This window comes from Streptomyces olivaceus (genome assembly GCF_000721235.1).
Classification (GTDB): Bacteria; Actinomycetota; Actinomycetes; order Streptomycetales; family Streptomycetaceae; genus Streptomyces; species Streptomyces olivaceus.
Genome location: NZ_JOFH01000001.1, coordinates 262,633 through 284,438 on the forward strand (window position 1 = coordinate 262,633; position 21,806 = coordinate 284,438).

Sequence of the window (21,806 nt, forward strand, 5' to 3'; positions counted from 1 at the left end):
TTCCCCTCAGGAGCCGTCATGGGAGCGCACCTCGACGCCGAGGACACCGCAGCCCTGGGCAGCAGAGTCACCCGGAAGGTCACGTACCGGATCTTCCCGATCGTGGGCCTGTTGTATGTGTTCAACTACATGGACCGGTCCAACATCAGTTACGCCCAGCTCGGGATGGAGCAGGAACTGGGCATCACGACGGCCACGTTCGGCGCCGTCGCGGCGATCTTCTTCCTCGCCTACGTGGTGCTGGAGATCCCCAGCAACATGATGCTGAAGAAGGTCGGGGCACGGCTGTGGCTGGCCCGGATCGCCATCAGCTGGGGTCTGGTGACCGTCGTCACCGGGTTCGTGGAGAGCGTCACCCACCTGTACGTCGCGCGGATCGCGCTGGGCATCGCGGAGGCCGGGCTCTTCCCGGGTCTGCTGCTGTACCTGACGTTCTGGTACCGGGGCCGGGAGCGCGGCCGGGCCATCGCGATGATGGCGCTCGCGCAGCCCATCGCCATGGTCCTCGGCTCCCTCACCGGCGGCTGGATCCTCGACCACGTGCACTGGGCCGACATGAGCGGCTGGCGCTGGGTGTTCATCCTCCAGGGCGCGCCCGCGATCCTGATCGGCCTGGTCACGCTGGTGTGGCTGCCGGACCGGCCGTCGGACGCCCGGTTCCTGACGCCGGCCGAGAGCCGCTGGCTCGAGTCGGAGATCGACAAGGAGTACGCGGACGGGCCCGCGCACAAGGAGACGGTCCGCGACCAGCTGCGGGCGCTGAAGAACCGCAAGGTGCTCTACCTGGCCTTCGCCAACTTCTTCGCGGCGTGCGGCCTGTACGGCTTCACCTTCTTCGTGCCGAAGATCGTCCAGCAGCTCGACCCGTCGTACTCGGCCACCAACATCGGTGTGCTCGGCACCATCCCGTACCTGGTGGGCGCGGTCGGCATGCTGCTGGTGGCACGCAACTCCGACCGCACGGGGGAGCGCCGCTTCCACGTCATCGGCCTGATGCTGCTCGCCGCGGTCGGCCTGTTCGGCACCATCGTCTTCCGCCACGACCCGGTACCGGCGATGATCTGCCTGTCGCTGGTGGCGATCGGCGTGCTCGGCTACATGGCTCCGTACTGGGCACTGGCGGCGCGGGTGCTGCCGCGCGGGCAGACCGCGGTGGGGCTGGCCGGCATCAACTCGATCGCCGCGCTGGGCGGTTTCTTCAGCCCGTACATCATCGGCAAGAACGCCACCGCCGACGACGTCACGGTCGGCCTGTACTTCCCCATCGTCTGCCTCGTGGTCTGCGCCGTGATGCTCGCCTTCCTGAAGGTGCCGCGCGACCGGCAGCCCGCCGAGTCCCCCGCCAGGGCCACCACGGCGGGCGTCTGACCAGCTCGTCCGCCGACTCACCCGCCGACGCAAGGAACCACACCTCATGCCCTACTACCGCAGTGTCGGGGACGTCCCGCCCAAACGGCACACCCAGCACCGGGACGCCGAAGGCCGCCTGCGCTTCGAGGAGCTGATGGGCGAGGAGGGCTTCTCCTCCGACTCCTCGCTGCTCTACCACCGCGAGATCCCCTCGGCGATCACCGACTCCCGCACCTGGGGCCTCACCGGCCAGGACACCACCGCCAACCACCCGCTCAAGCCGCGCCACCTGAGGCTCCACGGCCTCTTCCGCGGTGACGCCTGGCGCGACACCGACGCCGTGACGGGCCGGCGGCTGCTGCTCGGCAACGGCGACGTGCGCCTCTCCTACGTCGTCGCCGGTACCGCCTCGCCGCTCTACCGCAACGGCCTCGGCGACGAGTGCGTGTACGTCGAGGCAGGCACGGCGAGAGTCGAGACCGTGTTCGGCGCGCTGACCGCGCGCGCCGGTGACTACGTGCTGCTGCCCCGGGCCACCACCCACCGCTGGCTGCCCGAGGGCGACGAGCCGCTGCGCCTGTACTGTGTGGAGGCCAACTCGCACATCTCCCCCGCCCGCCGCTACCTCTCACGCCACGGGCAGCTCCTCGAACACGCCCCGTTCTGCGAGCGGGACCTGCACGGGCCCGGCGGACCGCTGCTGGCCGAGGGCACCGACATCGACGTGTACGTCAAGCACCGCGGCCCGCGCGGCGAGGTGCTCGGCACGGTGTTCACGCAGGCCACCCACCCGTTCGACGTGGTCGGCTGGGACGGCTGCCTGTACCCCTACACCTTCAGCGTCCACGACTTCGAGCCGATCACCGGCCGGGTGCACCAGCCGCCGCCCGCCCACCAGGTCTTCGAGGGCGACAACTTCGTCATCTGCAACTTCGTGCCGCGCAAGGTGGACTACCACCCGCTGGCCATCCCGGTGCCGTACTACCACTCCAACGTCGACAGCGACGAGGTGATGTTCTACTGCGGCGGCGACTACGAGGCCCGCAAGGGCTCCGGCATCGGGCAGGGCTCGGTCTCGCTGCACCCCGGCGGACACGCGCACGGACCGCAGCCCGGCGCCTACGAGCGGTCCGTCGGCGCCGAGTTCTTCGACGAACTGGCGGTCATGGTCGACACGTTCAGGCCGCTGGAGCTGGGCGAGGGCGCGCTCGCCGCGGAGGACGCGGGCTACGCCTGGACCTGGGCGGGGCGGGGGCCGGCCGCGTGAGCGCGCTGCTGGCCGGGCTCGTCGACGACGCGGGTCTGTTCCCGCCGACCGCGCTGCCGCCCGCCGAGGCGGTGGCACGGCACCGTCGCGACCGGGCCGCCGCCCATCCGATGCACACCCTGCGGTTCCTCGTCCCGGTGGGCCGGCTGGAGGAGATCCGGGGCGAACTGCGGCCGGACGACCGGCTGGTGCTCGGGCTGATCGCCGACGCGTCGGTTCCGGGCGACCCCGCCGAGCGGCTGCGGTCCGCGCTGGCGACGGTGGCCGCCGACGACCGGCTGGAGACCGCCCTGATCGAGGCGCCGCTCGCCGTGTTCGGTGCCGATCCGGCGACGGCGGCCCCCGCCGTGCTCGCCGCCACCGCGGACGCCGGCGTGCCCGTGTTCCTGGAACCGGCGGCGCCGTCCGGCATCGACGCCCTGCTCACCGCGGTGGCGGGCGCCCCGGGGGTCGGCGCGAAGCTGCGCTGCGGCGGCGTACGGGCCGAGCTGTTCCCCTCCCCCGCCGAGGCCGCGCACTTCGTCCTCGCCTGCGCCCGGGCCGGGGTGCCCTTCAAGGCGACCGCCGGGCTCCACCGCGCCGTACGGCACCAGGACCCGGAGACCGGCTTCACCCACCACGGCTACCTCAACCTCCTGCTGGCCGCCGCCCGTTCCGCCGCCGGTCCCACCGCTGCGGCGCTCGTGCCGGACGCGCTGGAGACGACGTCGCCCGACACCCTCGTACGCGAGCTGACCGCCCTGTCCGCCCCGGCTGCGGCCGCGGCCCGCGCGCTGTTCACCTCCTACGGCTCCTGCTCCACCGCCACACCGGTGTCCGAGGCCCGCACCCTCCTCGGCACCGCCTGAAAGGACAGTTCCACGATGACCTCCGCAAGCTGGGTCCCGGTGCCCGAGGGCTCCCCGTTCACCCCGCACACGCTCCCCTACGGCGTCTTCGCCCCCGAGGACGGCGCCCCCAGGGTCGGCGTCGCCATCGGCGACCACGTCCTCGACCTGGCTCGCGCGCTCGGCGACGACGACACCTTCGCCCGGCCCTCGCTCAACACCTTCCTCGCCCAGGGCCGGGCCCGCTGGCAGGAGGTGCGGGCCCGGGTCACCGAGCTGCTCACCGACTCCGCGCACCGCGCGGCGGTGGAGCCCGCGCTGCACCGCGCCGACCGCGTAGGGCTGCTGATGCCGTTCGAACCGGCCGACTACGTCGACTTCTACGCCTCCGAGCACCACGCGGCGAACATCGGCCGGATGCTGCGCCCGGGCCAGGAGCCGCTGACCCCGCAGTGGAAGCACCTCCCCATCGGCTACCACGGCCGCTCCGGCACACTGGTCGTCTCGGGCACGGACGTCGTCCGCCCCTGGGGCCAGACCCGCCCCGACGGCGGCGCACCGCCGTTCCGCCCGTCCGCCCGGCTGGACATCGAGGCGGAGGTCGGCTTCGTCGTCGGCACCCCGTCCGCGCGGGGCACCCGGGTCGGCGTCGGGGACTTCGCCGACCACGTCTTCGGGGTGTGCCTGGTCAACGACTGGAGCGCGCGGGACCTGCAGGCCTGGGAGTACGTGCCGCTCGGCCCGTTCCTCGCCAAGTCGTTCGCGACGTCCGTGTCGCCGTGGATCGTGCCGCTGGACGCCCTGGAGGCGGCCCGCACCGCCCCGCCCGAGCGCACCGAGGAGCTGCGGCCCTACCTCCGGGACGGCGAGGACTGGGGTCTGGACCTCGCCCTGGAGGTACGGCTCAACGGGGAGGTGGTCTCCCGGCCGTCGTTCACCTCGATGTACTGGACGCCGGCCCAGATGCTGGCGCACCTGACCGTCAACGGCGCCTCGCTGCGCACCGGTGACTTCTACGCCTCGGGCACGGTCAGCGGCCCGGACGCGCACGAACGCGGCTGCCTGATGGAACTGACCTGGAACGGTCAGGAGCCCGTGACGCTGTCCGACGGCTCCACCCGCACCTTCCTCCAGGACGGCGACGAGGTCGTCATCTCGGCGACCGCGCCGGGTCCCGACGGCTCGCGCATCGGCTTCGGAGAGGTCCGCGGCCGGATCGTCGCGGGAGGCGACGGCTCATGAACAAGGTCATCGCCAGTGCGCGTGAGGCCGTGGCCGACATCGGCGACGGCGCGTCGCTCGCCGTCGGCGGCTTCGGTCTGTGCGGCATCCCCGCGGTGCTGCTCGAAGCCCTGCACCAGAGCGGGGTCAGTGGTCTGTCCGTGGTGTCCAACAACTGCGGCACCGACGGACACGGCCTCGGCGTCCTGCTCTCCGACGGCCGGATCAGCCGGGTCACGGCCTCCTACGTGGGCGAGAACAAGGAGTTCGCCCGCCAGTACCTGGGCGGCGAGCTGGAGGTGGAGCTGATTCCGCAGGGCACGCTGTCGGAGCGGCTGCGCGCCGGGGGCTGCGGCATACCCGCGTTCTACACCCCGGCCGGCGTCGGCAGCCAGGTCGCGGACGGCGGCCTGCCGTGGAAGTACACGGCGGACGGCGGCGTGGAGGTGGCGTCGCCGAGGAAGGAGCAGCGCGCGTTCCGTGGCCGCACGTACGTGCTGGAGGAGTCGGTGACCACGGACTTCGCCCTGGTCCGGGCGGTGCGCGGCGACCGGTACGGCAACCTCGTCTTCCAGCGCTCCGCCCGCAATTTCAACCCGCTCGCGGCCATGGCCGGCAAGGTCGCGGTCGCCGAGGTCGAGGAACTGGTGGACGGCGCCCTCCACCCGGACGAGGTGCATCTGCCCGGCGTCTTCGTGCAGCGGGTCGTCCCGCTCACCGCGGGGCAGGCCGCGGACAAGTCCATCGAGAAGGCGACGGTGCGCTGATGCCCTGGAACCGTGACGACATGGCCGCCCGCGCGGCGGCCGAGCTGACCGACGGCTCCTACGTCAACCTGGGCATCGGTCTGCCCACGCTGGTGCCCGGCCACCTTCCGGCCGGCGTCGACGTCGTCCTCCACTCGGAGAACGGCATCCTCGGCGTCGGGCCGTATCCCACGCCCGACGAGGTCGACCCCGACCTGATCAACGCGGGCAAGGAGACGGTCACCACGGCGCCGGGTGCGTCGTTCTTCGACTCGGCGCTCTCCTTCGGCATGATCCGCGGCGGCCACCTGGACACCGCGATCCTCGGGGGCCTGCAGGTCTCCACGCGCGGCGACCTCGCCAACTGGACCGTGCCCGGCAAAATGATCAAGGGCATGGGCGGGGCGATGGACCTGGTGCACGGGGCCCGGCGGGTCATCGTGCTGATGGATCACACCGCCAAGGACGGCAGCCCCAAGATCGTGCGCGACTGCACGCTGCCGCTGACCGGCACGGCGTGCGTCGACCGGGTCATCACCGACCTCGGCGTCTTCGACATCACGCCGCCCGCGCTGACGGTGGCCGAACTCGCCCCCGGCGTCACCCTCGACCAGGTGCGCGCGGCCACCGACGCCGAGGTCGTCGCCTCGCCCGGACGGCTTCCCGCGGCCGCGGCCGGGGCCGGCAGGGGCTGAACCTCAGACCCGCAGCGCGTCCAGGCGGCCCTCCAACTGGCCCAGCAGTCCCGCCAGGAGCGCCGCCAGCTCGCCCTGGCTTGCGCCCTCCACTCCGGACAGTACGGCGGCCTCGTAGGCGAGCTGGTCGGGCAGCAGGCCGTCGACGAGGTCGCGTCCGGTGTCCGTGAGGCGGACGTGGGCGACGCGGCGGTCGCGGGTGTCGCCGCGCCGCTCCACGAGGCTCCGCTCGCTGAGCTGCTTGAGGCGCTTGGTGACGGCGGCGCCGGAGGAGAACGTCTCGCGGGCCAGTTCGCCGGGGGTCAGCTCGTGCCCGGTCCGCCGCAGCGCGCCGAGCAGGTCGAACTCGGCGCGGCTGAGGCCGGCCCGGCGCAGCGGTGCGTCCTCGGCCTGCTGGAGGAGGGCGGCGCAGCGGTTGATGCGGCCGATGATCTCCATCGGCCCGGTGTCGAGGTCCGGGTGGACGGCACGCCACTGCCGCACGACGGAGGCGACGGTGTCCCCGCCCGGCCCGCCGCTCCCCGCTCCGGCTCTTCCGTCTCCGACTCCACCGATCCCGGCTCCCCCGGCTCCGGCTCCCCTGCCGCCGGCTTCCCCGTCGCCCTCGGTCGCCGAGCCCCCGTCGGTTGCGGTCATCGCCGTACGTCCTCCGCTCTCGTGGCCGTGTCCCGGTCCCGACGCGCTGGCTGGCGTCGCACCGCCTCGGCGAGCGTACGGTGTCCGGACTGCTCGGCGAGCACGACCCTCTCCTGGGGCAGTGCGCGCCCCCACCATTCGCCGGCCGCCCCGTCGGCGGTGGCCCGCAGCTCGGTCAGCGCGGCCGCGAGGCCCCGCCGGGCGGCCTCCAGGGCGGCGGGGGCGGGGTCGGCTTCCGCGAGGAGGCGCGCGGCGCGCTCGCGGGCCAGGTCGGCGGCGGTCACCGCCTGCTCGACGCGGTCCCCGGCGCGCCGGTTGGTGACGGCGACGGCGGCCAGGAAGCCGACCAGGGCGCCGACGAGGGTGTCCACCACTCGCTCCGTGATCAGCCGGCCGGGCTGCTGGTAGCCGGCGAACTCGGTGATGAGCAGGGCCATCGGCGTCACGCAGACGCTGCCGAGCCAGTAGTTGCGGGTGATGAGTGCCTCGGCCCCGAAGTTGAGGGCGAGGCAGAACAGGACGAGAAGCACCTGCCCGAGGTGGGCGAGCGGGACGAGTGCCGCGAACAGCAGCACCCCCGCGACGTTGCCGACCACACGCTGCACGGCCCGGCTCCAGGTCAGGGTCAGGTTGGCCTGGTAGAGCGCGGCGGCGGTGACCAGCGCCCAGTAGGGACGGCCGATGCCGAGGGCGAGGGAGGCGTAGCCGGCCAGCGCGCAGCCGAGGGCGGTGCGGACGGCGATGGGGGCCAGGGGGCCGAGGCGGCGCCGCAGGGGTGCGGGACGGGCGGTGAGTTCGGCGTCGGCGCCGAGGAGTTCGTCGGCGTCCGCCGGGGCGTCGCCGGTACGGGGGATGCGGCCGGTGCCGCGCAGGGCGCGGGCCCACGCGCGCAGCCGCTCCGGGTCGGTGTCGGCGGGGGCGGCCAGCGCGACCTCGGCGCGCACGACGAGGTGTTCCAGGGCGCGCCGGGTGGTGGCGCGGATCCCGGTCGCGGGCAGGGACAGCAGCGTCTGCCAGGCGGACTGCACGGCGGCGTACCCGGCGGCGCGGGCGGCGTCGTGACCGTCGCCGGTGCCGCGGGTGGCGGCGTACGCGGCGGCGGCGTTCAGAGCCTGGGCGGTGGCCCGGCGCTCCGGGCCGTGCGGGCGGACGAGCGCGGGCGCCATGCCGACGAGCCAGGCCCAGGCGCCCGCGGCGGCGGCCAGCGCCAGGTGTCCCGGTATCCGGTCGGGGGTCTGCGGGACGAAGAGGACGGCGGAGCTGACGAAGGTGAGGATCACGTTGCCCGGCGGACCGACGCGGGTGGCGTCGCACAGGGCCTTCTGCACGGCCGCCAGCAGCGCGCCGACGGTGACCAGGACGACGGCGTTCCGGGTGAGCGAGGCGGTGCCCAGGGCGACGGCGACACCGCCCAGCATGCCGAGGACCACCCCGGCCAGGGTGCGGGCGCGGGCGGCGTAGGGGCGGTTGTGGGCGTAGAGCGCGCACAGGGACCCCGCCATCGTGTACATCGCCAGGTCGAGCCTGCCGAGCGCCAGCAGGAGGAGGTTGGGCGGGGCGACGGCGGCGACCGAGCTGAGGGCGGGCTTGAACCAGATCTCGGAGGGCCGGCGCAGGCGGAGCACGCCGGCGAGGGACAGACGCCGGCCCAGCGAGGTGCCGGAAGCGGGGTTCGTGCTGCTCATGAGATTTAGCTTAACAGGTGTTTTACTCATGAATTATAGAGCCGGCCGCTGGCACCTCGGCGCCTCCCCGCTTCCGACCGGCGGCGATCCGTCGCGCTCCCCCCGAATACCCCCGTGTGCGTCCTTGCGCTCGCGTGCGCGCCGCATGCGACGGGCAGGCCTTGACCGACCGTGGACCACCGAACGGGGAGGTGCGTGTGCACGGACCGGCGTCGCCCGCCTGGCTGCTGGTCGCGCTCTGCGCGGCGACCGGCGCGTACTGCCTGCTGCGGATGCGCAGCGGTGTCGAGGACCAGCGCCGCGCCGCGGGCGGCGAGGCCGTCATGGGGTTCGGCATGGCCGCCATGGCCGTGCCCGCGGCGGTGTTCACCCCACCGGCCTGGGCGTGGGCCGGCGGTGCGGTGGTGTTCGGGGCCGCCGGGCTGCGCGGCCTGTGGGCGGCCCGGGCGGGGCGCCGTCATCTCCACCACCTCGTGGAGGCCGGCGCCATGGTCTACATGGCCGCGGTGATGGCCGCCTCCCCCGCGGCCGGTTCCGCCGCCCACACCCACGGGCACGGCACGTCCGGCACGCCGGTGCTGACCGGGGCGCTGCTGCTCTACTTCGCGGGATACGTGCTGCTGACCGGCGTGCGGCTGATACCCGGCGTGGCGGTCGCCGGGGGCGGTGCGGGCGGCGACGGCGCCGCGACGGCCGGGTGGGGCGACCGTCCGGAGCTGGCGCGGGCCTGCCGGCTGGCCATGGCGATCGGGATGCTGGCCATGCTGCCGGCCATGTGACACGGCCGGCCGGGGAGTCCGGGCTGCCCGGTGTACGCCGTGCGCAATCGTTGCCTGCGTCACTTTGCGCGGCGGGCCGTACTGCCGGCGGCACGGCGCTCATAGGCTGCACCCATGATTCTCCCCGCGGCACTGCTGCTGCTCGGCGCCCTGACGGCCGTGCTCGCCCCGAGGCTGCTCGCCCGGGCGGACTGGCCGGACCGCGAACCCGTGGTCGCGCTGTGGGCCTGGCAGTGCGCGGTGGCGGCCGTACTCGTGTGCTGCGCGCTGTCGATGACGTTCAGCGCGGCGGCGGCGTGGCACGCGGTGGGCGGCCCCGTCTTCGCGACGGCGCCCGGCCCGGTGGTCGAGGCCTACGCGCTCGGCACGTCCGGCCTCTGGGCCGGCACCACCGCCGTCACCCTGGCCTGCGCCGGGCTGTGGAGCGCCGCGATGCTGGCCAGGGAGATCGTGCGGGCGCGGGCCAGGCGCCGGCTGCGCCGGGCGGAACTGCTGCACCGGGCGCCGCTGCTGCCCGGCGAGACGCCCGGCCCGGACCGGCTCGTCGTCCTGGAGGGCGAGCGGCCGGACGCCTGGTGGCTGCCCGGAACGCCCCCGCAGCTGGTGGTCACGACCGCCGCGCTGCGCCGCCTCAGGGGCCGTCAGCTGGACGCGGTCCTCGCCCACGAGAAGGGGCACGCGCGGGCACGGCACGACTGGCTGCTGCACTGCTCCGCCGCGCTGGCGGACGGGTTCCCTCAGGTTCCGGTCTTCGCCGCGTTCCGCGACGAGATGCACCGCCTGGTCGAACTCGCCGCCGACGACGTCGCCTCCCGGCGCTTCGGACGGCTGACCACCGCCCTGGCCCTGGTCGAACTCAACGAGGAGCGGGGCGTGTTCGGCCCCTGTCCGGTCTCGCACGGGCAAGTGCCCCAGCGGGTGAACCGGTTGCTCACCGATCCGGACCGCCTGCCCGCCTCCCGCCGGCTGCGGCTGACGGCGGCGGCCGCCCTGGTCCCGGTGGTACCGGTCCTCGTGGCCCTCGCACCGGGGCTGCGGGCGCTGGGTTAGGACGGTCCCGGTCGGCGCCGGCGCCGGACGCGGATCCCGAACTGGCCCCGGAGCCACCGGGTCGGCGAGTATCGCAGCATGCAGACGCCGCCGGTCGACTCCCCGCCCGCCCCGCCGCAGCCACGCGCCGCCGTCCGTCTCGCCCGGGCGTCGGCGGTGTGCTCCGCGCTGCTGCTGACACTGGTGGCCGCCGAGTGGGGCCCGCTGATCCGCCTGGACGACGGCATCGCGTCCACCACGCACCGCTGGGCCGTCGACCAACCCGGCGTGACCCACGCGATGCGCGTCCTCACCGACTGGGTGTGGGACACCTGGACGATGCGCCTGCTGTGCGCGGTCGCCGTGCTGTGGCTGTGGTGGCGACGCGGGGACCGGTGGACCGCGGTGTGGCTGGGAGCGACCTGCCTGGCGGGCAGCCTCCTGCAGCAGGTCCTGAAGGCTTTGGTGGACCGCCCTCGCCCGGTATGGCCCGACCCCGTGGACTCGGCGCACTACGCCGCCTTCCCCTCGGGACACGCCATGACCGCGACGTTCGTGTGCGGCCTGCTGGTCTGGCTGCTCCACCACCTCGGCGCCGCTCGCGGCCTGCGCCGGACCGCCCTGACCGTGGCGGTGGTCTCCGTGGCGGGCGTCGGCGTGACCCGGGTGTGGCTCGGCGTCCACTGGGCCACGGACGTCCTCGGCGGCTGGCTCCTGGGCACGCTGCTCGTGGCCCTGGCGGTCCTGGTGCACCGGCGCCGGCATCCGTGAACGCCCGCCGTCCGGGCGGACGACCGGAAGCCGACGACCCGACCCGGGATCCGCCCATGGCCGCCGTTCTCTTCGACTTCTCCGGGACCCTGTTCCGGATCGAATCCACCGACGCCTGGCTGCGGGCGACCCTCGACGGTGCCGGGATCGCCCTGCCCGCCCCGGAGTTCGCCCGTACGGCACGGGCCCTGCACGCGGCGGGAGCGCTGCCGGGCGGCGCGCCGCCGCTGCGGGTACCCGGGGAACTCGCCGGGGTGTGGGAGGTCCGGGACGAGAGTTCCGCGCTTCACCGGGCCGCCTACACCGGTCTGTCCCGGCAGGTGCCGCTGCCCGGACCCGGTCTGCACGACGCGCTGTACGAGCGGCACATGGCGCCGGACGCGTGGCGCCCCTACCCGGACGCCGCCGAGGTGCTGGAGACGCTGCGCGGGCGCGGGGTGGCGGTGGGCGTGGTCAGCAACATCGGCTGGGACCTGCGGCCGGTCTTCCGCGCGCACGGGCTCGACCGGTACGTGGACACGTACGTCCTGTCCTACGAGCACGGCATCCGCAAGCCGGACGCGCGGCTGTTCTCCGCGGCCTGCGACGCGCTGGGCGCCGAGCCGGTCGAGACCCTGATGGTCGGTGACGACCGGGGCGCCGACGGCGGCGCGGCCGCTCTCGGCTGCCCGGTGCACTTCGTGGACCACCTGCCGGTCGCCGAACGCCCCGCCGGACTGCGGCCCGTGCTGGACCTGGTGCCCTGACCGGCGCCGCAGCGGTTCGCGGGCCACGGCTTCGTGGTGCTCATGGCGCGACTTCGTAGCCCGAGGCAACTGCCGGGGCGATCCGGCCGTCTCGGACGATCCCCCGTGTCGCCCGAGACGGCTTTGCGGTGACCATGTCACCTGTGGTGTTGTGTCATTTCGCCTGGTGGGTGGGGTGCCGCCCGCGCGTAGCGTCGGGTTGTGTGGGTGTTCCGCAGGGTTGCGGGTGGGGGTTCGTCTCCCATCCGTCTCCCAGGTCTCCCCTGACGGCAGCACGCGCCCCCAGTCCGTCGACTGGGGGCGCGTTCGCGTCGGCGGCCACAAAGGGGGGCACCCATCTTGCGGCCGGCCGACACGTCTCATCCTCCTTGACCCTGCATCCGGTAAACGGCATGGAGGGCCAGGTGGCAGTTCACCCAAAGGAGCGAATACCCGTTCGAATCTTGCACGCCATGGAGCACTGACGCCACCCCAAGCTGACACCCGGGGCGACACCCTTCCATGATCCAAGAATGCCTCAGATTTGCTGCTGACTTATGATCATGATCGGTAAAGCGTTGCTCGGGTGCCAGCCGATCAGCCGCAGTGGATCCTCGACGCCCGCCGGACTGTCGGTGACCGCATTCGCGTGCGTCGGCGCCGGCTCGAGATGACCCAGGAGTCGCTCGCCCACGCGGCAGGCATCGACCGCAGCACCGTTCAGCGCATGGAAGGCGGTGGGGAGATGAAGCTCTCGCACCTGCTTCACGTCGCCTCTGCTCTGCGGGTGCACGTAGCTGACCTCCTGCACGGCTGAGGGCGGTAGCCAACCGCGCCGTGACCTTGGCTACCTAATCGAATCAAAGTCAACAGCATGTCGTGACCTTGAGGGAAGGGTGCGGCCGGCACGCGTCTGCGCTCGTGCCGTACACGGGGCATGAAACGATCACCGCAGGTCAAGCCCTGGCCAAACGTTCCGCCCGGTAACCCCTACGCGCCGCCCTCGGCGAGCCGGCGGAACGCAACCCGGCTTATCGCCACCCACGCCCGGTATAGCTCCCCGGCGATCGTGCAGGTGCGGTCCACGTCGGCGCAGGTGCTGCAGGCGATGGCGTGCCGGGTGTAGGCGGCCCAGGCTTCCTGCGGGGGCGTGAGGCCGGTGTGGGCGGCGACTAACCGCGGCCTACCGGCGGCGGGCGGGGGGTCTCTACGCTCGTCCACGTCGACGGCTCCTTCGTCGGCCAGCCCCGGGGTCGGTCGCACGGCCGCCGGGGCACCTGCGTGCAATTGCAGGGTAGCGACACTTGTATCGCCCTGTCTCGACACGTAGCGATACGTAGCCCAAGGTGCTGATCTGTAGGGGCTTGCCTAGCGTCGAGATCATGGCCACGAATCCGGACGCCGAGATCGACCACGAGGGGCCCGTCACTCCGTACCGGCAGCTCGCCGAGATCCTCAAGGCCCGGATCGCGCGCGGCGACTGGGCGGAAGGCAGGCCAATGGCGTCGGAGAACAGCCTGGTCCAGCAGTACGGGCTGGCCCGGACGACCGTGCGCCGGGCGATCGCCGCACTCGCCGAGGAGCGGGTCGTGTGGACGGTGCAGGGGCGCGGCACCTACGTCGGCCAGCCGCCCGACGGGTCGTAGCCCGTTGTCGGACCGTCGCCGTAGGATCGACGCCATGCCTGCCTCCCCTTCACCGCGCTCTGGGCTGCGGTCTGCCGAGGAGCTGAACGCGGCGATCCGCGCCCTGTTCACGCACAGGGATGCCCGGCTGTCGGATGCGGAGCGGGCGGAGTACCGGGCGCTGCTGGACGAGCTGGAGCAGGTCCAGCGCGGAGACGTGACCACGGCGGCTGAACTACTAGTGATCTACTAGCTGATCCCAGATTGGTAGATCACCGCGACGCGACCTCCTAAGCACCTCCTAATCGAGGAGGTCTCGGCGTCTCCACGTAGGATCCCCGGGTGCCCCACACTTTCGATGATCTCGTAACCCTGGAGCGGCTGGCCGAGGAAGCCCGCGCCGCCTACACCGCCAACCCCGGCGACGGCACCCGCGCGGCCTGGCTGGCCGCCGCCGACGCGTTCCAGGCCGCCGTCGTCGAACACGCGGCAGCCGAAGGCACCAGCCGGTACGAGGTGGAGATGGCGGCGAAGAAGACCGTCCGGCACCCCGAACCCGAGGCGGCTTAGAGGTCCCGTTCGCGGTGGTCTGGGGAGGTGAGCGCGTCTACCTCGCTCCTCCAGTCCGCGCCATAGCAGCGAGGGCAAGGTGGGGTGACCATCGCCAGCTTGCACTCCTCGCTGCTGAAGAGTCGTTGCGCGCCGCAGATGCCGCACCAGTGCGAGTGCACCAGGCGTGGATCGTCGCACCCGTCGCCAGGTTGTCCCGCCAACACGCCTCCCTATGCAGCAGACCCCGCCTGCGTGACCAGACGGGGCCTTCAGCCACAACAAACCCGACTTGCTAGTCGGATCGATGCCGCCAGCCTACGCCGGGCCGCCGACAGTGCCGGGGCGCCGCGTCGACAACACGTACACGCCCGGCTGTATGCGCACCTCACGTGACACAGGCAGCAGGTAAGTGGGGATCTGATTCCCGTGGCGCCGCATGATCTGACGGCGCGCGCGGGCACGGGACGGGAACGGTCTCACGTTCATGGCGGCAGCATTCCAGAAGATCACGAATGCTCTGGCCACTCCGTCAGCACCCTGCCCGTCTCCTCATCCGCGAGGGTGACCCGGGCGCCCGGCCGGCTGCCGTGCTCGCCGATCCACGACGTGAACTTCCGGCGGGCCGTCGCCTCGCTCCCCCACCAGCCCTGGAGCAGCGGCTCCCCGTCGGTTTTGACGGTCACCCGGTAGCGGCCGGCGGTCATGCGAGCCGGATTCCGCGCGACTGGTGCGGCTCGCGGCGTATGGCGCCCTTCGCCTCCAGTTCCCGCAGCTGGTAGTGCACGGACGACGGCCGCAGGTTCACCGCGGCGGCGATCTCGGCGACGGTCGGGGCGTCACCCTCGTCGGTGATCGCAAGGCGGATGTGGCGGAGGATCTCCTCCTGGCGTGGGGTGAGGTAGTCGACGCGGTGCCTGCTCATACCCCCAGTAGAACCCGTGTTCGAATATTGGGGCAAGCTGAGACCGTGACCGACCTGCCGCCCGACCTGCCGCGACTCCGCACCCTGGAAACCTGGCTCGCCCTCACCCTCGACCAGGTGCGGGCCGCCATCGATGCAGCCGAGCAGCGGGAGACCGAGCGGCAGCGCGGCCAGGAAGCACGGCCCACGCCGCCCGACTGGCTCCTCGAACTCGGACTCAACCGCGACTCGCCGCCCGTCCAGGTGCACGCTGGCGACTGCTGGAACAAGGGCAAGCGCACCCGCGGCATCAGCCTCGACGAAGCCCGGCACGCCATCAGCGACGGCATCAAACCGTGCGGCGCGTGCCGGCCCGACACCGCGCTCGGGTTCCTGGAGAGCTAGGCCGACTTCTTCGGCTTCCGGGCCGTCTTCTTCGCCGCGGTCTTCTTGGTCGGCTGCTTCTTCGCGGCCCGCTTCTTCGGCATCTCGTGCACGTCCGCTTGCCCTGCGTCCTCGCCGCGGGACTCCTTCGCCTTCGACACCGACTGCTGCAGGGCGGCCATGAGGTCGACGAGCTGCCCCGACTCGGCGGCCAGCTCCGGTGCGGCCGGCGGCTCGCGGTGCTCGCGCTTCGCCTCGATCAGCTCGGCGACGGCCTCGGTGTACGTGTCGCGGAACTCCGGGCTGTCGAGGTCGTCGCGGGCCATGGTGTCCATCAGTGCGAGGGCGCCCTCGATCTCTTCCTCGGACAGTTCCACCGGCGGCGGGAGTAGCGAGGACGGGTCGCGGATCTCGTCCGGCCAGCGCATGGCGTGCAGGACGATCGCCTCGCCGCGGACCCGGAGCAGGCCGAGGCGCTCGCGGCCCGACCAGGCGTAGCGGGCGACCGCCACGCGGCTGCTGCGCTCCAGTGCCTGGCGCAGCAGCTTGTACGGCTTCGCGGCGACCTGCCCGTCCGGTGCCAGGTAGTAGCCGTCGCCGATCCGGATCGGGTCGATCGCCTCCCACGGCATGAAGGCCGTGATTTCGATGGCCTTCGCCGTCGGCAGGGGCAGATCCCGCAGCTCCTCGTCGGAGATCGGCACCACGTTGTCGCGAGAGATCTCATAGCCCTTGCCGATCTCGTCCGAGGACACCTCGCGGTCCTCCAACTCGCACACCTTCCGGGTCCGCACCCTGGCCATGTCCTCCAGGTGCACCCGGTGGAAGTGGATGCTGCGGTCCTCGGTTGCACTGACGACGTGGATGGGCACGGTGACCAGGCCGAAGCTGATGGCGCCGGACCAGATGGTGCGGGGCATGACGAACCTCCAAGGCAGCCCCGAGCAGCATCAGACTAGGCGATTAGGCGCAAAAGCGGCGCATGGGGTGAGGGAGACGTGGAACTCCGACTCCCGACCCCACAGGAACGGAGCCACCAATGATCGTCAAGAAGCTGCACGACACGGGCGTCAAAAGCGAGCACGCCTACCTCGCCGCGTTCGCGTCCATCGGCCTCACCGTCGCCGCCTGGGCCGCCAGTCTCAAAGCCGAACCCGTCGGCGGCGTCGCCCGCGCCGACCGCTGGGGCCTCTTCGTCGGCGAATGGGCGCCCACCTTCTTCGGCCTCGGCCTCGCCCTCTCCCACTACGAGCAGCAGGACGGCAGCCTCACCCACATCCACGAGAGCTGAGCCAGCCGGCCCCCGGCACCGTGGCAGCGCCCGCCTCTGACGGAAGGGGCGGGCGCTTCCTCCGGAACCACTGTCAGTGCCACCGGGCAAGATGCGTCCCATGACCGCAACGATGCAGAGCTTCGGCTTCACCTGGACCGCCCCCGACGGCACCCGACGGGCCTCAGCCGTCGCCTACGACCGGGTATCCGCCGACCGGCAGCGCCGCGAGCTGGAGACCGCCGGAGCCCGCGACATCAACGAGGTGACCGTCAAGCCCGGGGAACTGCCGAAGCTGGAGGGATGAACGCGCGCCCTACGGTGCGGGCTCGTAGTCGACGGTCTCCTGCCCGCACCCGCCGGCCAGCTCGGCGAGCGCCTCCCGCTCCGGCTCGTCGACGCTCAAGCCCCAGCGGAGTTTCGTGCCCACCCAGTCGGCGAGGTACGTGCAGCGGGCGTCCGCGAGAGGCGGCAGCCAGTCCGCCGGGTCCTGATCGGATTTGCTGCGGTTGGTGCGGGCAGTCACGGCCACCAGGGACCGTTCGGCGTCGAGGTCGTTGGCGTACTGCTCCCGCCGTTCCGCCGACCACGCGCTTGCACCCGAGTCCCACGCCTCGGCGAGCGGCACCATGTGGTCGATGTCCAAACCACCCGGGGCGGTCACCGTCACGCCGTCGTAGTACGAGAACCACTCCCCCGCCGTCACCTTGCAGCCCGAACCGACCGTGGCCGGCACCCGCGACTCGGCGATCAGCACCTCCATGCGCGTGTTGCAGCTGTCCTTGTCGGCGTCGACCCAGTGCTTGAAGGCGCTGCGGGTGTAGCCGTCGCGGGATTCGTCGGCCACCGGTAGGGCGGCGACCGCGTCAGCGATCGGCAGCGCCTCCGCAGGTGCGGCGGCAGCAGGAGCAGCGAGAGGCAGGGCGAGGAGAGCGGCAGCAAGCAGGCCGCGTGCGGTGATCATGCGTCGGTGATATCGGAACACGCCATCCCCAGCGGCAGGTTCAACGACACGTCACCCAAGTGCAGGCACTCATCAGACCGGCGAGCGACCACCAGAGACCCCGCCGCGACGGGGGATGCGCGACGGGGTCAAAGCCAGTCTGGCACGTGAGGCTGACGCTCAGCGCGTCAACGCTGCGACAGCCCTCAGGTCGTCGGAGTCGAAGACGACGGCCGTGTCTACGTCGAGGTCCACCACGTCAGGCGACCCAGGCGTTCCGGCGGCTTCGAGGATGTCGCCGGCGTCGACGACGATCGGGCGGGTGGAGAGCCCAGCCTGGGCCGTGAACCACTCGCCCACCAGATCTATGACGTCCGTGAGGGCTGCCGCCGGGAAGTACTCGACGCCTCGCGTGGACACCCATCCCTTCCTGTCGAGCCCGGCGAGGACGAACGTCTCCAGCGCCCTCGCCATACCGAGGGGTAGTCCCTGGATCCGAAGATGCTGTGCCTTCAGGCCGTCCTCGGCGTGCTGTCGCAGCCGGTTGTAGCCCTTGCCGGAGCTGATGCCGGGCTTCACGGTCTCCTTGCCGGTGGTGACGTCGAGCCCGCTCACGACGTAGTAGACGTCGTGGGGTGGGACGGCGCCGCCGTACATCCCGCGCGGGCATTCGGGGCACCCTCGCTTCATCTTGTTCGGGATGAGGCCGAACTCGTGCCCGGCGAAGCAGACCGCCCGGTGGGCACGGGACTTGGCTATCCACTGTGACTCAAGCACCGTGATCCCGAGATCCTTGGCCTGCTCCAGGAACTCCTGGAACTGGGCCAGCCTTCCGCAATCGCCACAGAAGTCCGAACGGATGGCGTCGCGTCCATCCGGACTGTCGACGTAGAACGTGTGCAGGTGGCCGCGACGGCATCTGACTTCGGCGGCGTTGCGATACCTCTTCACCACGGTAGATCGAGTCTCTCGGAGAACCTGCTCGATCTTGGCGAACCCTTCCGCTGCCCTGGCAGCCACCCGACAGTCGGGGCACAGGATGTCGACCGGCTCGCCGCGCCAACTCCTCGCGTCACGCCCAGACAACTGGGAGCGGTGCCCCTTCGGGCACGTCGCCGCGAACACGACATGCCCTTCCCCGGACTCGTCCTGCTCGTCGGTGGCCGTGAGCTCTACGCCTTGAGCTTCAGCTGCAGACTCCAGGATGGCCAGGCACTCGGCGACCCAATCTGCCTTGCGGCACTTCGTACACCAGGGCTCACTAGGGCTTATCGAGGGAGGCCTGCTCCCAGATACGAGGTCCCACGCGCGCACGCTGAACTCGTGCCCGACACCGCATCTGACCTCGGCCCAGCCGATCAAGCCGCGCTCCGCACACAGCGTCCACCCCTGCCGCTGGCACGCCTGACGGAAGAGGTCCATCAGCGCGTCGATGTGGACGGCCGCCTCCGGGACCATGTCCCAGAACTTCGACGGGTTGTCCGTCATGTGCACCCCTCCTCTTCGTCATGCCGACGGAGCGCCTGCGAGATGGCTCCAACGCTCGGGTTCTTGCCCCTGTTGGCTCCCTCGGCGATGCGAAGGTGGGGCTGAATCTGCCGGATGGTGAAGCCTCGGTCGCGCAGGGCGGCGGCCTGGACGGTGAGCGTCTCGGTCATGACGGGCTTGCGGCCTCCGATGCGCCCGCGCTTACGGGCGGACTCCAGGCCGTCTTTGGTCTTCTTGACGATGTCGCGCCTGCGGTCCTCGGCGAGCGCTAGGGCGAGGTCGAGGATCAGTGAACGTTCCTTGTGCTCGCCGGCAGCGATGCCTTCGAGCACCTTGACGGCGATACCGCGTTCGAAGAGGTCGTTGAGAACGATCAGCCCTTCGAGGAGGTTGCGGCCGAGCCGGTCGACTTCCTGAACGCAGAGCATGTCGCCGTCGCGCAGGTACTCGATGGCTACCGAAAGGGCGGGGCGCTCTTCGGCGGCGAGCTTGCCGCTGATTTTCTCCTCGAAGACCTTGATGCAGATCGGGTCGAGGGCGTCGTGCTGCCGCTCGGTGTTCTGCTTGTCGGTGCTCACCCGGACGAGCCCAACTAGGGCCATAGAACCTCTCCTTCGTTCATCTAACGGGCCTCCATAGTAGATGAACGAAGCGAGTAGATGAACGGGTTTCTGAACAACTGGTACTTGGAGTTTGCGACTTGCCGCCTGATCGTCTTCAGATTCACGTCTCGACCGATTGATGAACAGCCACCTGGAGGCCTTGCTGACAGCCGACTCCAGATTCGGCAGACTCGCGACGCCGGAACGCGACGAAGGGTGGGCATGATGGAGCGACGGTATGACCAGCTACAGGCTCGGGCGCTGAACAACCTGGACGACACCTATGCCGGCGACGCCGGGTCCGAGGACCAGGTGGCCATGCTGGCAAGGGCCCAGGTGCATGCTCTCCTGACAGTCGGCGCCGCGCTCAAGGATCTGGCGGACGCGATCCGCGAGAGCCGCTGAGCACGACACCGTGGCCCCGCTCCTCGATGGGAGCGGGGCCACGGTTGTGCATGATATCGAGGAGCCAGCCCGCAACCACAAGCCCACGCTCGCTCCAATGGCGGGGCTGGCGCACACTGCGGGGCTATGGGACACCATCCCGAGACACGACCCTGGGGGAGTAAGTGAGAGCACCGGAAGGGATGGACGACGCCGAGTGGCAGTGGATCCGCATCCGGCACCCGTGGACGCACCGCTTCTTCATTCACTGGCCCGACGCCACGCCAGCAAGCCACCAGAACATCCGCGTCTATGACCGTCAGGGCCTCGACTATGCACGGCTCGTCTGGAAGGTCTGCCACACCTGCCGCAGGGGCGTGATCTCCAAGATCTCACTCTCGCCTGAGGTTCAACGGCAGGGGCTCGGAGCCATCCTGATCGACCGTGCGCTGCGAGACGGGCCTACCTATGACTGGACGACGAGCCCTCAATCACCGGAAGGCAAGACGTTCTTCGCTGTGATGGCGGTCCGTACTGGGGCCTCATTCACAGGCGGGGCGAAGACCTGCGAGCACATCAACGGTGTGCGCGCGGGACGAACGCATCCTGTACTGGATCGACACCTGCAGCGGACAGCGCCCAGGGTGCCCAGCTGGCCGTAACTCCAGCACTTTAGGGAACGTTATGCGCTACCTCTGCGACTCACACGGTGGGTACGCGCCGGTCGTCCCACCGGTAGCGACCCTTGCCCGTCGCCCAGTTCAGCCCGTGGATCCCTACCGGTGGCAGGATCTGCGGGACGCCGGCCGCGTCTTGGCGGGGCCGGTGGAAGCGGGTTACGTACATGACGCCCGCGGTGCTGTTCCGGCAGTACTGCCCGGCCGGGACGTGGCACTTGGGGCACGCTGCGCCGGCGCAGGCGTTCCAGGCCTGGCGTAGGGCCGCCTCAACGGCGCCGGGTTCGTGGCTCGTTGTCTTCTTCGCGACCAGGGTGAAGTACTCCATCGGCCGATGATGGCAGTCGGCCATTCGCCCCGGCAGACAGACGGGGCCTCTCGCACCTGAAAGCGGGAGCACGGCTATCGCCGGCAAGCCCCCCCCTGTCACGGTTCGGCGACTCGTGTGCACATTTTCATCACATGTGCTCTACGGTGTCGTCACGCAACCTAGGGGGGTTCCATGTCGTTCAATCAGCCGCCGTCTGCCCAGCCGCCGTTGCCGGGGCAGCCTCCGATGCCGCCCGGCCCGCAGCGGGGAGGACCGAAGTGGGCGCGGAAGCGGATCCTGATCCCGGCCGCGGTCCTCACCCTGCTGATCGGTGTCGGTATCGGCTCCGCAGGTGCTGGCGAGGAGAAGACGAGCGCCGAGGCGAAGCCGCAGCCGACCGTGACCGTCACCGAGTCCGCTGCCGCGGCGAAGCCGGCGAAGCCGGCGAAGGACGACGCGAAGCCGGCGCCGACCGTCACGGTGACGAAGACGGTGAAGCCGAAGGCAGAGGAGAAGCCCGCCGAGAAGGAGGAGGCGCCGTCGGGTGAGGTGGTGTTCAAGGCGTGGGGGTCGGGCCCGGCCGGGGTCGACATCAACTACGGCTCGGACTCCGACAGTCGCTCCGGTAAGGGTCTGCCGTTCGAGGAGACGCTGAAGCTCGATGGTGACGCCCTCTACTACCACGTGTCGGCGCAGCTGATGGGTAGCGGCGATATCAACTGCTCGGTGACGGTCGGCGGCGAGACGAAGAAGGGCCACGCGGAGGGCGACTACAACATCTGCACAGCCCAGCTGAACAGTGGCCTGCTGGGCGGCTGGGACTGACCCGGAAACGTCGAAGGCGCCCCGCCCTCCGTGATGGAGGGCGGGGCGCTGTCATGCTGGCTGCTCGTCGGGAAGGTCGGGGTAGACCGGTTCCTGGAACGGCTGGGTGGCGGG

Annotated in this window: 29 protein-coding genes; 20 read left to right on the top strand and 9 right to left on the bottom strand. The window is 71.3% G+C overall.

Features of this window, described 5'->3' with window-relative positions; translation table 11 throughout:
- Positions 1 to 18: 18 nt before the first annotated feature.
- The 6 genes from IG94_RS0101215 to IG94_RS0101240 are packed head-to-tail and all read left to right on the top strand — an operon-like array spanning position 19 to position 6,106.
- Entirely contained in the window at positions 19 to 1,368 is a 1,350-nt protein-coding gene (locus tag IG94_RS0101215; protein WP_031029540.1) for an MFS transporter, read from the top strand.
- A gap of 46 nt (positions 1,369 to 1,414) precedes the next feature.
- A complete protein-coding gene (locus tag IG94_RS0101220; protein WP_031029542.1) occupies positions 1,415 to 2,617 on the top strand; it encodes a homogentisate 1,2-dioxygenase in 1,203 nt (400 codons plus the stop codon).
- Complete coding sequence (locus IG94_RS0101225; protein WP_224220283.1) at positions 2,614 to 3,465, top strand: hypothetical protein; 852 nt, start codon at positions 2,614 to 2,616, stop codon at positions 3,463 to 3,465. Before IG94_RS0101220 ends, IG94_RS0101225 begins: the two co-directional genes overlap by 4 nt.
- Before the next feature lie 15 nt (positions 3,466 to 3,480).
- Positions 3,481 to 4,686, top strand: a complete 1,206-nt coding sequence (gene fahA, locus IG94_RS0101230; protein ID WP_031029546.1) for a fumarylacetoacetase — start codon at positions 3,481 to 3,483, stop codon at positions 4,684 to 4,686.
- Positions 4,683 to 5,432: a CoA transferase subunit A gene (locus IG94_RS0101235; protein ID WP_031029547.1), complete on the top strand. Its 750-nt coding sequence runs from the start codon at positions 4,683 to 4,685 to the stop codon at positions 5,430 to 5,432. The genes fahA and IG94_RS0101235 overlap by 4 nt, the downstream gene beginning before the upstream one ends.
- Entirely contained in the window at positions 5,432 to 6,106 is a 675-nt protein-coding gene (locus IG94_RS0101240) for a 3-oxoacid CoA-transferase subunit B (protein ID WP_031029549.1), read from the top strand. The genes IG94_RS0101235 and IG94_RS0101240 overlap by 1 nt, the downstream gene beginning before the upstream one ends.
- Positions 6,107 to 6,109: 3 nt before the next feature.
- Here IG94_RS0101240 and IG94_RS0101245 read toward each other — a convergent pair whose 3' ends face one another.
- Together IG94_RS0101245 and IG94_RS0101250 are read right to left on the bottom strand one after the other, a co-directional pair.
- Positions 6,110 to 6,742 (bottom strand): MarR family winged helix-turn-helix transcriptional regulator, encoded by a 633-nt coding sequence (locus IG94_RS0101245; RefSeq protein WP_107060386.1) that lies wholly within the window; start codon positions 6,740 to 6,742, stop codon positions 6,110 to 6,112.
- On the bottom strand, positions 6,739 to 8,427 hold the full coding sequence (locus IG94_RS0101250; RefSeq protein ID WP_043482733.1) for an FUSC family protein: 1,689 nt from the start codon (positions 8,425 to 8,427) through the stop codon (positions 6,739 to 6,741). The genes IG94_RS0101245 and IG94_RS0101250 overlap by 4 nt, the downstream gene beginning before the upstream one ends.
- A gap of 197 nt (positions 8,428 to 8,624) precedes the next feature.
- On the opposite strand from IG94_RS0101250, the gene IG94_RS0101255 reads away from it, so the two are divergent.
- From IG94_RS0101255 to IG94_RS0101300, 8 genes are all read left to right on the top strand, one after another.
- Positions 8,625 to 9,206, top strand: coding sequence for a DUF5134 domain-containing protein (locus IG94_RS0101255; RefSeq protein WP_031029557.1), 582 nt, complete (start codon positions 8,625 to 8,627; stop codon positions 9,204 to 9,206).
- Positions 9,207 to 9,320: 114 nt separating this feature from the next.
- Positions 9,321 to 10,256: a M56 family metallopeptidase gene (locus tag IG94_RS0101260; protein ID WP_031029559.1), complete on the top strand. Its 936-nt coding sequence runs from the start codon at positions 9,321 to 9,323 to the stop codon at positions 10,254 to 10,256.
- Positions 10,257 to 10,334: 78 nt separating this feature from the next.
- A complete protein-coding gene (locus tag IG94_RS0101270) occupies positions 10,335 to 11,006 on the top strand; it encodes a phosphatase PAP2 family protein (protein WP_031029562.1) in 672 nt (223 codons plus the stop codon).
- 56 nt (positions 11,007 to 11,062) lie between these two features.
- The gene (locus tag IG94_RS0101275; RefSeq protein WP_031030452.1) at positions 11,063 to 11,752 is read left to right on the top strand and encodes an HAD family hydrolase; all 690 of its coding nucleotides are present in this window, start codon (positions 11,063 to 11,065) and stop codon (positions 11,750 to 11,752) included.
- Positions 11,753 to 12,401: 649 nt separating this feature from the next.
- Positions 12,402 to 12,548, top strand: coding sequence for a helix-turn-helix domain-containing protein (locus tag IG94_RS43260; protein WP_248783057.1), 147 nt, complete (start codon positions 12,402 to 12,404; stop codon positions 12,546 to 12,548).
- 565 nt (positions 12,549 to 13,113) lie between these two features.
- Positions 13,114 to 13,377 carry a GntR family transcriptional regulator gene (locus IG94_RS0101290; RefSeq protein ID WP_031029571.1) on the top strand — a complete coding sequence of 88 codons (264 nt, stop codon included), beginning with the start codon at positions 13,114 to 13,116 and terminating at the stop codon, positions 13,375 to 13,377.
- Positions 13,378 to 13,411: 34 nt separating this feature from the next.
- A complete protein-coding gene (locus IG94_RS0101295; RefSeq protein WP_031029574.1) occupies positions 13,412 to 13,609 on the top strand; it encodes a hypothetical protein in 198 nt (65 codons plus the stop codon).
- Positions 13,610 to 13,698: 89 nt separating this feature from the next.
- Positions 13,699 to 13,926 carry a hypothetical protein gene (locus IG94_RS0101300; protein WP_052410504.1) on the top strand — a complete coding sequence of 76 codons (228 nt, stop codon included), beginning with the start codon at positions 13,699 to 13,701 and terminating at the stop codon, positions 13,924 to 13,926.
- Positions 13,927 to 14,414: 488 nt separating this feature from the next.
- Here the strand turns inward: IG94_RS0101300 and IG94_RS0101305 are convergent, their stop codons facing one another.
- A complete protein-coding gene (locus IG94_RS0101305; protein WP_031029579.1) occupies positions 14,415 to 14,612 on the bottom strand; it encodes a hypothetical protein in 198 nt (65 codons plus the stop codon).
- The gene (locus IG94_RS38385; protein ID WP_052410505.1) at positions 14,609 to 14,830 is read right to left on the bottom strand and encodes a LexA family protein; all 222 of its coding nucleotides are present in this window, start codon (positions 14,828 to 14,830) and stop codon (positions 14,609 to 14,611) included. Before IG94_RS38385 ends, IG94_RS0101305 begins: the two co-directional genes overlap by 4 nt.
- A 45-nt stretch (positions 14,831 to 14,875) precedes the next feature.
- Between IG94_RS38385 and IG94_RS0101315 the strand changes: the two genes are divergently transcribed.
- Positions 14,876 to 15,214: a DUF6233 domain-containing protein gene (locus IG94_RS0101315; protein WP_031029581.1), complete on the top strand. Its 339-nt coding sequence runs from the start codon at positions 14,876 to 14,878 to the stop codon at positions 15,212 to 15,214.
- Here the strand turns inward: IG94_RS0101315 and ku are convergent.
- Positions 15,211 to 16,113 (bottom strand): non-homologous end joining protein Ku, encoded by a 903-nt coding sequence (ku, locus tag IG94_RS0101320; RefSeq protein ID WP_031029584.1) that lies wholly within the window; start codon positions 16,111 to 16,113, stop codon positions 15,211 to 15,213. The two genes, IG94_RS0101315 and ku, sit on opposite strands and share 4 nt — an antisense overlap.
- Positions 16,114 to 16,232: 119 nt before the next feature.
- Here ku and IG94_RS0101325 point away from each other — a divergent pair, with 119 nt between their 5' ends.
- Entirely contained in the window at positions 16,233 to 16,484 is a 252-nt protein-coding gene (locus tag IG94_RS0101325; protein ID WP_031029587.1) for a hypothetical protein, read from the top strand.
- Between the two features lie 100 nt (positions 16,485 to 16,584).
- On the top strand, positions 16,585 to 16,770 hold the full coding sequence (locus tag IG94_RS42440; protein WP_157852144.1) for a hypothetical protein: 186 nt from the start codon (positions 16,585 to 16,587) through the stop codon (positions 16,768 to 16,770).
- Positions 16,771 to 16,779: 9 nt separating this feature from the next.
- On the opposite strand, the gene IG94_RS0101335 is transcribed toward IG94_RS42440, so the two are convergent.
- The 3 genes from IG94_RS0101335 to IG94_RS0101345 form a co-directional block, all read right to left on the bottom strand.
- Positions 16,780 to 17,427, bottom strand: a complete 648-nt coding sequence (locus tag IG94_RS0101335) for an HNH endonuclease family protein (protein WP_031029592.1) — start codon at positions 17,425 to 17,427, stop codon at positions 16,780 to 16,782.
- A 159-nt stretch (positions 17,428 to 17,586) separates the two neighbouring features.
- Positions 17,587 to 18,894 carry a hypothetical protein gene (locus IG94_RS0101340; protein WP_031029595.1) on the bottom strand — a complete coding sequence of 436 codons (1,308 nt, stop codon included), beginning with the start codon at positions 18,892 to 18,894 and terminating at the stop codon, positions 17,587 to 17,589.
- Complete coding sequence (locus IG94_RS0101345; protein WP_031029598.1) at positions 18,891 to 19,496, bottom strand: recombinase family protein; 606 nt, start codon at positions 19,494 to 19,496, stop codon at positions 18,891 to 18,893. Before IG94_RS0101345 ends, IG94_RS0101340 begins: the two co-directional genes overlap by 4 nt.
- Before the next feature lie 222 nt (positions 19,497 to 19,718).
- Here IG94_RS0101345 and IG94_RS0101350 point away from each other — a divergent pair, with 222 nt between their 5' ends.
- Both IG94_RS0101350 and IG94_RS0101355 read left to right on the top strand, forming a co-directional pair.
- The gene (locus IG94_RS0101350; protein ID WP_031029602.1) at positions 19,719 to 19,901 is read left to right on the top strand and encodes a hypothetical protein; all 183 of its coding nucleotides are present in this window, start codon (positions 19,719 to 19,721) and stop codon (positions 19,899 to 19,901) included.
- A 182-nt stretch (positions 19,902 to 20,083) separates the two neighbouring features.
- Positions 20,084 to 20,542: a hypothetical protein gene (locus IG94_RS0101355; protein ID WP_031029604.1), complete on the top strand. Its 459-nt coding sequence runs from the start codon at positions 20,084 to 20,086 to the stop codon at positions 20,540 to 20,542.
- 40 nt (positions 20,543 to 20,582) lie between these two features.
- Here IG94_RS0101355 and IG94_RS0101360 read toward each other — a convergent pair whose 3' ends face one another.
- Positions 20,583 to 20,885: a hypothetical protein gene (locus IG94_RS0101360; protein WP_157852147.1), complete on the bottom strand. Its 303-nt coding sequence runs from the start codon at positions 20,883 to 20,885 to the stop codon at positions 20,583 to 20,585.
- Between the two features lie 174 nt (positions 20,886 to 21,059).
- On the opposite strand from IG94_RS0101360, the gene IG94_RS43265 reads away from it, so the two are divergent.
- Positions 21,060 to 21,692 (top strand): hypothetical protein, encoded by a 633-nt coding sequence (locus tag IG94_RS43265; protein WP_224326211.1) that lies wholly within the window; start codon positions 21,060 to 21,062, stop codon positions 21,690 to 21,692.
- Positions 21,693 to 21,806: the final 114 nt, after the last annotated feature.